We start from the raw sequence: 14,573 nt of genomic DNA on the forward strand, positions 1-14,573 counted from the left end.
CGCCGGGACCCGCGCGGCGCGTGTCGACATCTCGTCGTGTCGCCACCTGTCCGTGTCGGCCAGGTGACTCACCGACAGAGCGACACGTCGACACCGGGGACCTCCGTCAGAGCAGGCGGCGGCTCTCCCGCGCGACGACCCGCAGCCAGCGGTACCCGTAGCCGTCGAGGGTGAGCTCGACCGAGCCGTCGTCGCCGATCGCCGTCGTCCGGGTGACCAGCAGGTCCTCCAGCCGGTGGGTCGAGTCGCAGCCGGGCAGGACCAGCGGCACGGTGCGCGGCTCGGGGCCGAGGTTGTGCACCGCGACCAGCGCGCCGTCGTCCCAGCTGGAGAGGCTGGCGAGCACCTCCGGGTGCGGCTGGCCGAGCACCTCGTAGCTGCCCCAGCCCAGCTCCGGGGACTCGCGGTAGCGGCGGATCAGCAGCCGCACGAACGACAGCAGCGAGTCCGGGTCGCGCCGCTGGTCGGCGACGTTGACGAACTCCGGGGAGAAGCCGCCCTCGACGACCGGGCCGGGCAGCCGCGACGGCGCGGCCGTGGAGAAGCCGCCGTTGCGGCCCGACGTCCACTGCATCGGGGTGCGGACGGCGAGCCGGCCCTCCGCGGCCAGGTTCTCGCCCATGCCGATCTCCTCGCCGTAGAACAGCACCGGCGTGCCCGGCAGCGAGAACATCAGGCTGTAGACCATCCGCACCCGCCGCGGGTCGCCGTCGAGCATCGGCGGCAGCCGCCGGGTGAGCCCGCGGCCGTAGACCTGCATCCGCTCCTCGGGGCCGAAGGCGGCGAAGACCTCCTGCCGCTCCTCCTCGCTCAGCTTGTCGAGGGTGAGCTCGTCGTGGTTGCGGACGAACATCCCCCACTGGTTGTCCGGGGAGACCTGCGGCCGGGCGGTGAGCGCGTCGACCAGCGGCGAGGCGTCGCAGCGGGCCAGCGACAGGTACATCGCCTGCATGGCGATGAAGTCGAACTGCATGGTCAGCTCGTCGCCGTCGACCCCGCCGAAGAACTGCTGCTGCTCCTCGTGCGGCAGGTTCACCTCGCCGAGCAGCACGGCCGCCTCCGCGCGCCGGGCGACGAGCGCGCGCAGGGCCCGCAGGTACTGGTGCGGGTCCTGGAACTCCGCGGCCTGCTGCTCGTCGATGCCCGAGGTCTCCAGCAGGAACGGGACGGCGTCCACCCGGAAGCCGTCGAGCCCCAGCTGCAGCCAGAAGCCCATGACCTTGGCGATCTCGTCACGGACCAGCGGGTTGGCGACGTTGAGGTCGGGCTGCTCCTTGTAGAACCGGTGCAGGTACCACTCCCCCGTCGGCTCGTTGAGCGTCCAGATGCTGTCCTCCTGGTCGGGGAAGACGACCTGGTCGGAGGTGTCCGGCGGCTCGTCCTCGCGCCACACGTAGAAGTCGTGGAACGGCGAGTCCTTGCTCCTGCGCGCCTGCTGGAACCACGGGTGCTTGATCGAGGTGTGGTTGACGACGAGGTCGGCGATCACCCGCATACCGCGGTCCTTGGCGGTGCGCAGCACCTCCACCAGGTCGCCGTGGGTGCCCAGCCGCGGGTCGACGCCGTAGAAGTCGGTGATGTCGTAACCGTCGTCGCGCTCGGCGGTCGGGTAGAAGGGCATCAGCCACAGGCAGGTCACGCCGAGGTCGGCGAGGTGGTCGATCCGCTGGGCCAGCCCCTGCAGGTCACCGCAGCCGTCGCCGTCCCAGTCCATGTAGGTCTCGACGTCGAGGCAGTAGACGACCGCCGTCTTCCACCAGAGGTCGGACGTGTCGGTGATGCGCATGCGCGGGGTTCCCCTCGGCTCGGGAGTGGCCGGCCACCTCGGCCGCGATCATGGGCGTGTGGCCGCTGGTCGTGGCGTTTCGGCGCGTGTCGGCGGCGACGACCCCATGATCGCGGGGGTCGGCGGGACGGCGGGTGGTGTCCGGGTCAGGCCATCGAGGACTGCAGCGGCTCCTGCCGCGGCCGCCACGGGGACGGCGGGCCCGCGGGGTCGATCGCCTGCGCCGGGGCCGGCGCGGTGACGTCGAGCTGCGGCAGCACGCGCTCCCCGAACGCGTCGAGGAACGCCGTCTGCTCCTTGCCGACGTGGTGCAGGTAGACCTCCTCGAAGCCCAGGTCGACGTACTCGGCGATCCAGGCGGCGTGCCGGTCGAGGTCGGCCGACACCCGGACGGCGTCGGTCACCCCCTGCGGCGTCACGTGCGCGCTGGCCTGCTCGAAGGCCTCGGGGCTGTCGAGGTCCCAGCACAGCGGCGGCGGGAACACGTTGCTGCGCCACTGGTCGTGGGCGATCGCCAGCGCCCGGTCGGGGTCGGGGTCCCAGGAGACGTGCACCTGCAGGACGAGCTTCCCGCGGCCCCCGGCGTCCCGGTAGGCGGCGATCATCTCGCGCAGCTTCTCGTGCGGCTGGTTGATGGTGACCAGGCCGTCGGCCCAGTCGGCGCCGCGGCGGGCGGTCTCGACGCTCACCGCGGGACAGATCAGCGCCGGCTGCGGGTCGGCGAGGGTGTACACCTTCGCGCGGTCGACGCGGACCAGGCCGTCGTGGCTGACCTCCTCGCCGGCCAGCAGCGCCCGGATGACGTCGACGCACTCGCGCAGCCGGGCGTCGCGCAGCTCCTTGCGGGGCCACGGGTCGCCGGTGACGTGCTCGTTCATCGCCTCGCCGCTGCCCAGCGCCACCCAGAAGCGGCCGGGGAACATCGCGCCGAGGGTCGCGATCGCCTGCGCCACGACCACCGGGTGGTAGCGCTGACCCGGGGCGTTCACCGCGCCGAAGGGCAGTCCGGTGGTCGCCATGGCCGCGCCCAGCCAGGACCAGGCGAAGCCCGACTCCCCCTGCCGCGGGTTCCAGGGGGTCAGGTGGTCCGAGCACATGGCGGCGGTGAAGCCCACCTCCTCCGCGTGCCGGACGGCGGCCAGCAGATCGCGCGGGTGCACCTGCTCGTGCGAGTTGTGGAACCCGAGGACGGTCATGCGGGCTGCCCTACCCGCGCCCGGGTGAGGCACTCCTGCCTCACCGCCCGGTCCCGGGGCCCCTGCCGCCGTCCGCCGGGGAGCCCGGCCGGCGCACGGGAGACTGGGCGGGTGCTGCCACCGCCCGGGACGCCGGGGACCGACCTCCCGGTCCGCGCCGCGCTGCCCGCACTCGCCGAGGCGCTGTCGGCCCGGGGCACCGCCGTGCTGGTCGCCCCGCCCGGCACCGGGAAGACCACGCTCGTCCCGCTCGCGCTGGCCGACCGAGCCGGCGGGCGGGTCCTCGTGGCCGAGCCGCGCCGCGTGGCCGCCCGCGCCGCCGCCGCGCGGATGGCCGCGCTCCTCGGCGAGGCCGTCGGCGGCCGGGTCGGCTACAGCGTGCGCGGCGACAGCCGGCGCAGCGCCGCCACCCGGGTCGAGGTGGTCACCACCGGCCTCCTCGTGCGGCGCCTGCAGGCCGATCCGGACCTGCCCGGGGTGGCCGCGGTCGTCCTGGACGAGTGCCACGAGCGGCACCTGGACACCGACCTCGCGCTCGCCCTCGCCCTGGACGTCCGCGGGGTGCTGCACCCGGACCTGCGGCTGGTGGCGATGTCGGCCACCGCGCAGGCCGGCCGGCTCGCCGCGCTCATCGGCGGCGGGGACGGTCCCGCGCCGGTCGTCGAGGCCCACGGGGCACTGCACGACGTCGAGGTGGTGCAGGCGCCGCCGCCCACGCCGGTGGACCCACCGCACGGTCTGCGCGTGGACCCGCGGCTGCTCGCGCACGTCGCGGCGACGGTCCGGCGGGCGCTGGCCGAGCGCGCCGGCGACGTGCTGGTGTTCCTGCCGGGCGCCGGCGAGATCGCGACGGTGGCCGGCCGGCTGGGCGGCGTGGACGCCGACGTGCTGCCGCTGCACGGCCGGCTGCCGGCCGCCGCGCAGGACGCCGCGCTGCGGGCCGGCCCCCGGCGCCGGGTCGTGCTGGCCACCGCCCTGGCCGAGAGCAGCCTGACCGTTCCCGGTGTCCGGGTCGTCGTCGACGCCGGGCTGGCCCGCGTGCCCCGGGCCGACCTGGCCCGCGGGCTCGGGTCGCTGGTCACCGTGCGCGCCTCCCGCGCGGCGGTCACCCAGCGCGCCGGCCGCGCCGGCCGCGAGGCCCCCGGCACCGTCTACCGCTGCTGGACCGCCGCCGAGCACGACCGGCTGCCCGCGCACGATGAGCCGGAGGTGGCCGTCGCCGACCTGACCGCCTTCGCGCTCGAACTGGCCTGCTGGGGCGCGCCCGGCGGCGAGGGGCTCGCGCTGCTCGACCGCCCGCCGCCGGCGGCGCTGCTCGTGGCCGGGGAGGCGCTGCAGGGCCTGGGCGCCGTGGACGGCGAGGGCCGCGCTACCGCTCGGGGACGCGCGCTGACCGCCGTCGGGGTGCACCCGCGGCTGGCCCGCGCCCTGCTGGACGGCGCGCCGCTGGTGGGCCGCCGGCGCGCGGCCGAGGTCGTCGCGCTGCTGTCGGCGGAGCCGCCGTCGCGGACCGACGACCTCGTCGCCACCTGGCGGGCGCTGCGCTCGGGCGCCGACCGCGCCGCAACCGCCCGCTGGCGGGACGAGGTCGCCCGCCTCGAACGCGCCGCCGGCGACACCGGCGCGCCCCGGCTGGCCGACGACACCGCGGCCGGGCTGGTCGTCGGCCTGGCCCACCCCGGGCGGCTGGCCCGGCTGCGGCCGGGCAGCACCACGACCTACCTGATGGCCGCCGGCACCGGCGCCGAGCTGGCCCCCGGCACGGCGCTGGCCGGGGCGCCGTGGCTGGCCGTCGCCGTGGCCGACCGCGCCCCCGGCCGGCGCGACGCCCGGGTGCGGGCGGCCGTGGCCATCGACGAGGCCACCGCGCTGGAGGCCGGCGGGCCGCTGCACGCCGAAGGCGACGAGGTGACCTGGCGCGAGGGGACCGTGCACGCCGCCCGCGTCGAGCGGCTGGGCGCCGTCGTGCTGGCCGAGCGGCCGCTGCGCGAGCCCGACCCCGCGGCCGTGACGGCCGCGGTCGCCGAGGGGCTGCGCGCGGAGGGCGTGGGGGTGCTCCCCTGGACACCGGCGGCGCGCCGGCTGCGCGACCGCCTCGCCGCCGCGCACGCCGGCCTCGGGGAGCCGTGGCCCGCGGTCGGCGACCCGGAGCTGCTCGCCGCGGTCGACGTCTCCGCGGTCCGGGGCCGCGCCGACCTGGCCCGGGTCGACGTCACCGCGGCGCTGCGGTCGCTGGTGCCCTGGCAGGTGGCCGGCGACCTCGACGCCGTCGTCCCCGACACGGTGACGATGCCGACCGGCTCCCGCATCCGCGTCGACTACACCGACCCGCTCGTGCCCACCCTGTCGGTGCGCGTGCAGGAGGTGTTCGGGTGGGCGCGCACGCCCGTGGTGGCCGGTCGACCGCTGCGCCTGCAGCTGCTCTCCCCCGCGCAGCACGTCGTCGCCACGACGACCGACCTCGCCGGCTTCTGGGTCACCGGGTACCCGGCCGTGCGCAGCGAGCTCCGCGGCCGCTACCCCCGCCACCCCTGGCCGGAGGACCCGGCGTCGGCCGCCCCCACGACCAGGGCCACGCCGCGGGCGCGGCCCTCGCGGTGAGGCCGGACCGAGAGCGGCGCCACGGCGCGCTTGCACTGCGCCGAGCGGGGGCGGCGGTGAGGATCGGGGGGTGACAGGCACCCCGACGACGGACGAGTGGGGAATCGATGCCCGCTGGGTCGACGCCCTCGACGAGGAGCACACGGTCGCGCAGGCCACCATCGACCGGCTGCGGGAGGTGATCGGCACCCCGCCCGACGACCTGGAGGACCGGGCGCCCATCGTGGCCCTCCCCGGCGACGTGCTCGAGGTCGACGAGGCCGAGGTGACCCTGGAGGACGGGTCCACCCGGCACGTCGACGGCGAGCTCGACGACGACTTCCCGCTCGGCTACCACTGGCTGCAGGCCCCCGGCGGGCACCGGCGCCGGCTGATCGTCACGCCGGGCCGGTGCTGGCCGCCCGAGCGCACCTGGGGCTGGGCGGTGCAGCTGTACGCCGCCCGCAGCCGCGCCAGCTGGGGCATCGGCGACCTCGCCGACCTGCGCGCCGTCCGGGAGATGGCCGCCGCACAGGGCGCCGGGTTCGTGCTGGTCAACCCGCTGCACGCCGTCGCCCCCACGCCGCAGCAGGAGGCCAGCCCCTACCTGCCGGCCACCCGCCGCTTCCGCAACCCGCTGTACCTGCGCGTGGGCGAGGTGCCCGGCGCCTCGGCGGTCGACCTCGACGAGGACGCCGGGCGGGCGCTGAACGACACCGCGCTGATCGACCGCGACGCGATCTGGGCCCGCAAGCGCGAGGTGCTGCGCCGGGTGTTCGACGCCACCGGCCGCGACGACCCGGCCTTCCCCGACTGGTGGTGGCACCAGGGGCAGAAGCTGCAGGACTGGGCGACGTGGTGCGCCCTCGCCGACGAGCACGGGCCGGACTGGCACACCTGGCCGCCGGCCCTGCGCGACCCGCGCAGCGAGGAGGTCGGCCGCTTCGTCGCCGAGCACGAGCGCGACGTCGCCTTCCACGCCTGGTTGCAGTGGTGCCTGCAGCTGCAGCTGGAGCGGGCGACCGAGGGCATGACCGTGATCCAGGACCTGCCGATCGGCGTCGCGGGCGGCGGCGCCGACGCCTGGGCGTGGCAGGACGTGCTGGCCCGGGGCGTGAGCGTCGGCGCCCCGCCGGACGCCTTCAACTCCCAGGGCCAGGACTGGGGCTCCCCGCCGCTGGTGCCGTGGCGGCTGCGGCTGGCCCACTACGAGCCGTTCGTCGAGTCGATCCGCGCCACGATGGCCGGGGCAGGCGGCCTGCGCATCGACCACGTCATGGGCCTGTTCCGGCTGTGGTGGGTGCCGGCCGGGGGCCCGGGGCTCGGCGGGGGACCCACCGACGGCGCGTACGTGCGCTACCCGGCCGAGGACCTGCTCGGCATCGTCGCGCTGGAGAGCCACCGGGCGCGGGCGCTGGTGGTCGGCGAGGACCTGGGCACCGTGGAGGACGGCGTCCGCGAGGCGATGGCCGAGCACGGCATCCTCAGCTACCGCCTGCTGTGGTTCGAGGACGACGAGCCGGCGCGGTGGCCGGTCGGGGCGATGGCCGCCATCACCACCCACGACCTGCCGACCGTGGCCGGCCTGTGGAGCGGCGCGGACCTCGCCGAGCAGCGCGAGCAGGGAACGGGCACCGACGAGGAGCTCGAGCGCGGCCGTGCCGGGCTGCTCGGCCGGCTGCCCGGGGTGGCGGAGGAGGCCACGCCGGCGACGGCGGTGCGCCGGGCGCACGAGGCGCTGGCGACGGCGCCCTCGCTGCTGCTTTCGGCCACGCTGGAGGACGCCGTCGCCGACGAGCGCCGGCCCAACATGCCGGGGACCACCGACCGGCCCAACTGGTGCCTGCCGCTGCCGGTGCCGGTCGACGACCTGCCGGAGCACGAGCTGCTGCAGACGGTGGCCCGCACCCTGGCCGACGGCGCCGCGCGCACCGCCGCCGAGGACGCCGCGGGCGACTGACCCGGAGCTCTCACCACGCTCTGGCAGTGCCCACCCCGGGTGGGCACTGCCAGAGCGTGCGTCGGGCTCCCCGCAGCCTCTCCGCATCGCCGCTGCGACGCCGACGTGTCGACCGAACACACGTTCGACCGGCGTGCCAGACTCCTCCCGTGGCGGGAGGGATGCATCGAGGGCGGTCGGGGCGCTCCCTGGGTGAGCGGGCGGCCCGCTCCGGCGCGCCCGCGGCCGAGGAGGACTGGGACGCACCCTTCCCGGCCGCCGCGACGCCGCCGCGGGACGCCCGACCCCACGAGCCCCGGCCGGCCGTGCAGTCGGCCGCGGCGCCGTCACCAGCACCGCCCGACGTCCGGGACCTGCCCGCCCCGCCGCCGGTGGTGCGGCGGGCCGACGGCCGCGGCCGGCACTGCTGGGTGCACGACCCGCCCGGCGCCCCCGGCGTGTGGCCCGGGCTGCTGGTGGAGTGGCGGCAGACCGACGAGGGCTGGTACGGCCGGGTGGCGTTCACCGTCGCGGGCCGGGCCGGGTCGGTGCTGATGGAGGCCTGGTTGCCGGCGTCCGCGCTCGAGCAGCGCTGACGGCGGTTACCGGAGGCGGCCCCGGGCTATGGCGGAGGGCGGCACACCCGATGAGAGCGGAGGACCGCGATGAGCACCCCGGACGAGCCGACGCTCGACGACGTCATGACCCCCCACGAGTCCGCGCCGCGCGACCGCAGCCAGCACGCCGGCGGCTACGACCGCCCCAACGACGACGCGCTGCAGCACCGCACCGAGCAGGAGCGGCAGGCGGTGGGGTCCGACGACGCCGACCCGGCCGGCGACCAGATCCACTCGGCCGAGGCCTGAGCGGAGCGGCGGCGCCCACCTCCTGGGGCGGGCGCCGCCGGTCAAGGGCCGTTCCTAGTCCGTGATCCGGTCCTCGTCGACGGGGCCGCCGACGTAGGACGGGTCGATCGGGTAGCTGGCCAGGCAGATGTAGCGGGCAAGGTCGAAGTCGCCCACCTCCGCGTTCGGGACCTCGTGAGACCCCTCGGTCAGCGGGTAGCCGTGCTCGGCCAGACACGACTCCACGAGGGCCTCGCTCTGCTCGGGCGTGACCAGTCGGAGGACCGGCACGTCCGGTGGATCGGTGATGCCGAGGTCGGCGGCGAGGGTGGCGAGCTGCTCCTCCACGCTCGGCGTGGTCAGGGCCCCGGGCGTGGGAGCCGGTGCGCCAGCGGGAGCCGCGGCGTCGCCGGTGGCGGGTTGATCGAGCAACGCACCGCCGACGGGAACGGCCGCGACCACGAGGGCCGCTCCGAGGGCGGAGGCGAGGGCGACGCCGGCCCGGCGACGGGCGGTCGTCCGGCGGAGGTCCTCGACGCGCTCCAGCAGGTCGCCGGACGGCTCGCCGACCAGCTCGGCGTCGCGGCGCAGCGCGTCGCGCAGGTCGCTGCTGTTCATCGCACTTCCTCTCGCTGCAAGGTGTCTCCGGTGGACGGGCTGAGTGCGACGCGCAGGCGGGCGAGGCCGCGCGATGCCTGGCTCTTCACCGAGCCGATCGAGCAACCCAACGCGGCCGCCGTCTCCGCCTCGGACAGGTCCTCGTGGTAGCGAAGGACGATCACGGCCCGCATCCGCGGCGGCAGGGCGTCCAGCGCCGCCAGCGCCCGGCCCGGCACGGCCAGCGATTCGCCGTGGGGCGCGTGGTGGTCGGGCAACTGGTCGACCAGCACCTCGCTCACCCGCCGACGGCGAAGCCAGCTGGCCTGGGTGGTGACCAGCACCCGTCGCACGTAGGGATAGGCGGCCTGGTGGTCAGCGATCTTCGACCAGCGCCGCGACGTCTTCACCAGCGCCGTCTGCAGCAGGTCCTCCGCCGACCAGCGGTCACCGGTCAGCAGATAGGCCACCCGGAGCAGCGCGGGCGACCACTGCCTGACGAAGTCGGCGAAGTCGGCCTCGTCCTCCCTGACCACAGCACCCCCAGTCCGGCACCCCGACCGGGCGCGCTCCCACCTCTACACACGCCCGATCCGGCCGGGAGGTTGAGAGGGCAGCTGACTTCATCACCCCCGCCCCCTGACCGCGTGAGTCGGCAGCCCCACGAGCGCCTGCGGGTCGCCGGCCGGCGTGGCGGACGCGCACGGCCTGGTGCTGACCGGCGCCTCGCCGGCGGACCCGGCGGCTTGGCAGGACGCCCTCGGCGAGTGCGCACGACTGCGCTGCCCCTACGCCGCCGACCGGGTGGCCGCCGCCACCGTGCCGGGCGCGGTCAAGGTCTGCGACAGCGACTTCTCCGAGGCCCACCTCGCCCCGACCACGCCCGAAGGCGCCCCGGACATCGGCGCCTGGCGCCGCAGCACGGAGGAAGTCGGCATTCGCATGGGCTGCCTCCATACCCACCACGTCACCTTGCTGCCGAACTCAGCGCGGGGTGAGCGCGCGCGTGCGGCCCAGGACCACGGTGAGCGCCAGCGCCGCGAGGGTCGCGCCGCCGGCCAGCCACGCGACCGCCGGCCAGCCCCCCGCGGCCCACGCCCGCCCGGCCACCGTGCCGCCCACCGAGGAGCCGACGTAGTACCAGAACGAGTACAGCGACGCGGCCTGCCCGACCGGGCGCCCGCCGGACGCGGCCCGGGCGGCCACCCAGGAGCTGGCCACCCCGTGCGCGGCGAAGAAGCCCGTCGTCAGCACGCACAGCCCGGCGACGAACAGCCACAGCGGCGCCGCCAGGGTCAGCAGCACGCCCAGGAGCATGACGCCGGCGGCCGGCGGCACGACCCGCCGCGGCGTCCAGCGGCCGGCCAGCGCGCCGGCGGCCGGCGAGCTCGCCGAGCCGAGCAGGTAGGCCAGGAACACCAGCCCGGCCACCGACGGCGCGAGCGCGTAGGGCGGCTCCTCCAGCCGGAACGTCGCCGCGTTGTAGACGGCGACGAAGCCGCCCATGAGCAGCGCCGCCACCGCGTACAGCCCGACCAGCACGGGATCGGTGAACGCGGCCAGCAGCCGCCGCACCGGGCGGCCCGACCGCGGCAGCGGCCGGAACCGCCGCGACGGGGGCAGCAGCACCCACACCGCCGCCGCGCAGGCCGCCGCGAGCGCCGCGATCCCGCCCATCGTCGTCCGCCAGCCGCCGAGGTCGGCCAGCAGCCCGCCGAGCACCCGCCCCGACAGCCCGCCGATCGCGGTACCGCCGACGTACAGGCCGATGGCGCGCGCGGAGACCGACGGGTGCAGCTCCTCCCGCAGGTAGGCGACGCCGACGGCGGGCAGCCCGGCCAGCGCGAACCCCTGCAGCCCGCGGACGACGAGCAGCAGCTCCCACGTCGGGACGACGGCCAGCAGCAGCGCGAGCGCCACCGACGCGGCGAGACCGGCGCGCAGGACGACGGTGCGACCGCGGCGGTCCGACAGCGGTCCCAGCACCAGCAGGCCCACGGCCAGCCCGCCGGTGGCCACCGAGACCGCGAGCGTCGCCCCCGCCGGGCTCACCCCGAACGCCCGGGTGAGCTCCGGCAGCAGCACCTGCGGCTCGTACAGCAGCGCGAACACCGCGAGCCCGGCCAGGAACACCGCCAGCGAGGCGCGGCGCAGCTCCGTGGACCCGGCGCGGTGCCCCTCCGGGAGCTCCCCGGCGCCCGGCGGTGACGCCGCCCGCGGGCCGGGAGCGGGCAGGGCGGCGGGCACCCGCCCATCGTGCGCCGCCGTCCGGGCGCGGGTGCCACCGCCCGGACCGCCCCTGCTCCCGGGACCCGCGCGTGCTCCCGGGACCCGCGCGTGCTCCCAGGACCGGCTGGGACCATGGGCACCGTGACCCCCACCCGGCTGCGCCTCGGCGCCCTGCTCTGGTTCTGCACCCTGCAGTTCTTCGTCGTCGAGGCGATCGCCGTGGCGCGGTACCCGCTGCCCTACTCCCGGGTGGACGACGTCCTCGGCCTGCTCGGCACGTCGGCGTCGGACGGCCACGTGCTGATGAACGCCTCCTTCGTGGCGCAGGGGCTGCTGGTCCTGGGCGGGCTCGTGCTGCTGCGACCGGCGCTGGTCGGGCGCGGCGCGCAGGTGGCCACCGCGATGCTGGCCACGGCCGCGGCCGGTCTGGTCGTCGTCGGGCTGGTCCCGCTGAGCGGCGACGACACCTGGCACCGGTTCGGCATGTTCCTGGCCCTGTTCGGCGGCGGCCTCGGGCTGATCGGCCTGGCGTACGGGGTGCGGCCGCGGTCGGAGGCGCTGGGCACCGTCCTGGCGCTGCTCGGCCTCCTCACCACCGCGATGAGCGTCTTCTCCCTCGCCGGCGTCACCGGCTACCTCGGCGAGGGCGGCACCGAGCGCGCCGCGGCGTACCCGCTGCCCATCGGCCTGGCGCTGACCGGGATCGCCCTGCTGTGGCTCGCCCGGCGCCCCACCGTGGCCGTCGACGGGCCCACCACCGGCCGCCGCGCCCGGCGTGAGCAGGAGCGGGTCGAGCGGGCCCGGCGGGCGCGCGAGCGCGACGCGGCGCTGGAGGCCGCCGCGGCCCGCGCCGCCGCGGAGCGGACCGCCCCCGACGCGCCGGCGCAGCCGGCCCGCCCACCCCGGGACGGCGCCGCGGGCGCCCCCGCCACCGGCCCGGGCACCGCCGCCGCCCAGACCCCCTCGGCGCAGGACCCCGCAGCCCAGGACCCGGCAGCCCAGGACCCGGCAGCCGAGGACGACGACTTCGACCCCGACGACCCGTGGGCGACCCCCCGGCGGCGCGAGCCCTGAGCGGCCCGGTCCGCGCGGGTCGCGGCGGGCCCCGCGGGGACCCGAGGATGGGCCCATGAGCGCCGAGGACCCCGCGACGATGCACGTCATCCCCGTCGACGAGTGCTACCGCCTGCTCGGCACGCACGAGCTCGGCCGGCTCGGGATCAACGCCGAGCACTTCCCGATCGTGGTGCCGGTCAACTACGCCCTGGACGGCACGACGATCGTCATCCGCACCCAGCCGGGCAGCAAGCTCACCGCCGCCCGGCACGCCAACGTGGTGTTCGAGGTCGACGAGGTGGACCGCCGCACCCGCAGCGGCTGGAGCGTGCTGGTCCGCGCGCTGGCCGAGGAGGTCGGCGACGAGCACCGCGCCGAGCTGGTCGCCCGCACCCGCGCCGCGGACGTCCGGCCGTGGGCGCCGGGCGAGCACGGCCACTGGTTGCGCCTCATCCCGCAGGAGGTCTCCGGACGGCGGATCGTACCCGGCGAGCTGCCGCCGGCGGTCGACCCCCGCGCCTACCTCTGAGGGAGGGGCGGCCACGCCCGCACGCGCGGGACCGGCCAGGATGGGCCGCATGACGTCTGCGCAGAAGCTCCGGGTGCTGGTCGGCTACGACGGGTCGCCGAGCGCGGTGAACGCCATCGAGGCCGCCGCACGCCTGACCCCCACCGCCGCGGCGACGGTCCTCCACCTGTGGGAGCCGCCCTTCACCTCCCCGCAGCTGCGGCAGCGGCTGGCCGGCCGGGCGGCGGACCTGGAGCAGCTGGGCGCGCTGCTGGAGCAGGAGGGCCGCGCGGAGGCCGAGCGGCTGGCCGGCAACGGCGTCGCCCTGGCCCGCGCCGCCGGCTGGGACGCCGAGCCGCTGGTGCTGCGCTCCTACGGCGGGGACGGCTACCAGTTCGCCCGGGCGGCACAGGAGCGGTCCGCCGACCTGGTCGTCGTGGGCTCCCGGGGGCTGACCGGGCTCAAGGCGATCATGGGCAGCGTCTCCGAGCTCGTGGTGCACGTCAGCCCGGTGCCGGTCCTCGTCGTCCCGTACCCGCTGACCACCGTCGAGTGGACGGCGGCGGCGTCCGGACCGGTCGTCGTCGGCACGGACGGCTCGACGACCGCCGCCCGCACCGCCGAGGCCGTCGCCCGGCTGTTCCCCGACCGGGAGCGGCTGCTGGTGGGCGTCGAGGAACCCGGCGAGGGCCCCGGCCCGTCCGCGCCCGACGGCGCCGAGCTCATCACCGTCCCCCGGCACGGCCGCCCCGGCAGCGAACGGGCGACCGCCGCGGCCCTGGCCGGGTTCGCCGCGCAGCGCTCCGCCGGCCTGCTCGCCGTGGGCAGCCGCGGCCACTCCACCGGGCACGAGCTGCTGCTGGGCAGCGTGGCGCGCGAGGTGCTGCACTGCGCCCACCGGCCGGTGCTCGTCGTGCCGGCGGCGCGCGAGGGCTGACGCCCCGGGCCCCGGGCCCCGGTCCCCCGCGGCACCGCCGTCCCCGGGGGACCGGGCCCGGCCGTCCGCGGGCGCGACGGTCCCCCGGACGCCGCGCCGCGTCAGCCGCGCAGGTGCGCGGTGTAGGTGCGGGTGCCGCGCTCGCCGCCGGCCGCCAGCGCCGCGCCGTCCCGGAACGCCGCGCTCAGCCGCCCGGGCACCGGCGTGGACACCACGTGCGTGCCCGGCTCGCGGGCCGCGGCCCACGCCCGCGCGACGTCGGCGACGGCCAGCTCCTCGGGGCCGCCGAACTCCACGACGTCGCCGGTCGGCTCCTGCCGGGTGACCCGCGCGAGGAAGCCGGCGACGTCGGCGACGTCGACCGGCTGCACCCGCCAGTTCATCGGCACCGGCAGGACCGGGCCCTTGCGGGCCGAGGCGAGCAGCTCGTCGACGAAGCCGTGGAACTGGGTGGCCCGCACGACCGTCACCGGCAGCCCCGACGCCAGCAGCACCTGCTCGGCGGCGAACTTGGCCCGGTAGTAGCTCCACGGGATCCGGTCGACGCCGACGATCGACACGTACACCAGGTGCCGCAGCCGCGCCCGGTCCACCGCCTGCACCAGCCGGCGCGTGCCCGCGACGTCGACCTGCCAGGCGTCGCGCGGGTCGCTGGCCGCGTGCACCACGACCTCCGCCCCGGCCAGGGCGGTGGGCAGGTCGAAGCCGGTGGCGAGGTCGCCGCGCACCCCGCCGGGGCCGGTCCCCCGCCGCGACATGAGCCGCAGCCGGTCGCCGTCGCGCTGCAGGGCCTGCACCAGGGAGGGGCCCAGCCGGTTCGAGGCCCCTGTCACCAGAACGTCCACGGCGCACAGTGTGGCGGGACCGGTCCGTCCGGGGACACCGGCGTGCCGCTGGGGG

The 14,573-nt window shown here is 77.2% G+C and carries 13 protein-coding genes; 7 read left to right on the forward strand and 6 right to left on the reverse strand.

The window, feature by feature from the left end; translation table 11 throughout:
- Positions 1-106 precede the first annotated feature (106 nt).
- Positions 107-1,786: an alpha-amylase family protein gene (locus ACI781_RS10680; RefSeq protein WP_456566074.1), complete on the reverse strand. Its 1,680-nt coding sequence runs from the start codon at positions 1,784-1,786 to the stop codon at positions 107-109.
- Between the two features lie 146 nt (positions 1,787-1,932).
- Positions 1,933-2,982: a TIGR03885 family FMN-dependent LLM class oxidoreductase gene (locus tag ACI781_RS10685; protein ID WP_456566075.1), complete on the reverse strand. Its 1,050-nt coding sequence runs from the start codon at positions 2,980-2,982 to the stop codon at positions 1,933-1,935.
- A 111-nt stretch (positions 2,983-3,093) separates the two neighbouring features.
- On the opposite strand from ACI781_RS10685, the gene hrpB reads away from it, so the two are divergent.
- The 4 genes from hrpB to ACI781_RS10705 all read left to right on the forward strand — a co-directional run bounded on the left by hrpB (position 3,094) and on the right by ACI781_RS10705 (position 8,367).
- On the forward strand, positions 3,094-5,583 hold the full coding sequence (gene hrpB, locus ACI781_RS10690; RefSeq protein ID WP_456566076.1) for an ATP-dependent helicase HrpB: 2,490 nt from the start codon (positions 3,094-3,096) through the stop codon (positions 5,581-5,583).
- 265 nt (positions 5,584-5,848) lie between these two features.
- A complete protein-coding gene (gene malQ / locus ACI781_RS10695) occupies positions 5,849-7,522 on the forward strand; it encodes a 4-alpha-glucanotransferase (RefSeq protein ID WP_456566145.1) in 1,674 nt (557 codons plus the stop codon).
- Between the two features lie 305 nt (positions 7,523-7,827).
- Positions 7,828-8,097: a hypothetical protein gene (locus ACI781_RS10700; protein ID WP_456566077.1), complete on the forward strand. Its 270-nt coding sequence runs from the start codon at positions 7,828-7,830 to the stop codon at positions 8,095-8,097.
- A 69-nt stretch (positions 8,098-8,166) separates the two neighbouring features.
- A complete protein-coding gene (locus ACI781_RS10705; RefSeq protein ID WP_456566078.1) occupies positions 8,167-8,367 on the forward strand; it encodes a hypothetical protein in 201 nt (66 codons plus the stop codon).
- Positions 8,368-8,421: 54 nt separating this feature from the next.
- On the opposite strand, the gene ACI781_RS10710 is transcribed toward ACI781_RS10705, so the two are convergent.
- The 3 genes from ACI781_RS10710 to ACI781_RS10720 all read right to left on the reverse strand — a co-directional run bounded on the left by ACI781_RS10710 (position 8,422) and on the right by ACI781_RS10720 (position 11,190).
- Positions 8,422-8,964 (reverse strand): hypothetical protein, encoded by a 543-nt coding sequence (locus tag ACI781_RS10710; protein WP_456566079.1) that lies wholly within the window; start codon positions 8,962-8,964, stop codon positions 8,422-8,424.
- Positions 8,961-9,479, reverse strand: coding sequence for a SigE family RNA polymerase sigma factor (locus ACI781_RS10715; protein ID WP_456566080.1), 519 nt, complete (start codon positions 9,477-9,479; stop codon positions 8,961-8,963). The genes ACI781_RS10710 and ACI781_RS10715 overlap by 4 nt, the downstream gene beginning before the upstream one ends.
- A 448-nt stretch (positions 9,480-9,927) precedes the next feature.
- Entirely contained in the window at positions 9,928-11,190 is a 1,263-nt protein-coding gene (locus ACI781_RS10720; RefSeq protein ID WP_456566081.1) for an MFS transporter, read from the reverse strand.
- A gap of 114 nt (positions 11,191-11,304) precedes the next feature.
- On the opposite strand from ACI781_RS10720, the gene ACI781_RS10725 reads away from it, so the two are divergent.
- From ACI781_RS10725 to ACI781_RS10735, 3 genes are read left to right on the forward strand one after another with little or no spacing between them, the layout of a single operon-like run.
- Positions 11,305-12,246 (forward strand): DUF998 domain-containing protein, encoded by a 942-nt coding sequence (locus tag ACI781_RS10725; RefSeq protein WP_456566082.1) that lies wholly within the window; start codon positions 11,305-11,307, stop codon positions 12,244-12,246.
- A gap of 55 nt (positions 12,247-12,301) precedes the next feature.
- Complete coding sequence (locus ACI781_RS10730; protein ID WP_456566083.1) at positions 12,302-12,757, forward strand: pyridoxamine 5'-phosphate oxidase family protein; 456 nt, start codon at positions 12,302-12,304, stop codon at positions 12,755-12,757.
- Between the two features lie 49 nt (positions 12,758-12,806).
- Positions 12,807-13,673: a universal stress protein gene (locus ACI781_RS10735; protein WP_456566084.1), complete on the forward strand. Its 867-nt coding sequence runs from the start codon at positions 12,807-12,809 to the stop codon at positions 13,671-13,673.
- A 101-nt stretch (positions 13,674-13,774) separates the two neighbouring features.
- Here the strand turns inward: ACI781_RS10735 and ACI781_RS10740 are convergent, their stop codons facing one another.
- Complete coding sequence (locus ACI781_RS10740; protein WP_456566085.1) at positions 13,775-14,518, reverse strand: SDR family oxidoreductase; 744 nt, start codon at positions 14,516-14,518, stop codon at positions 13,775-13,777.
- Positions 14,519-14,573 lie beyond the last annotated feature (55 nt).

The sequence above is a fragment of the Blastococcus sp. SYSU D00695 genome (assembly GCF_054050555.1).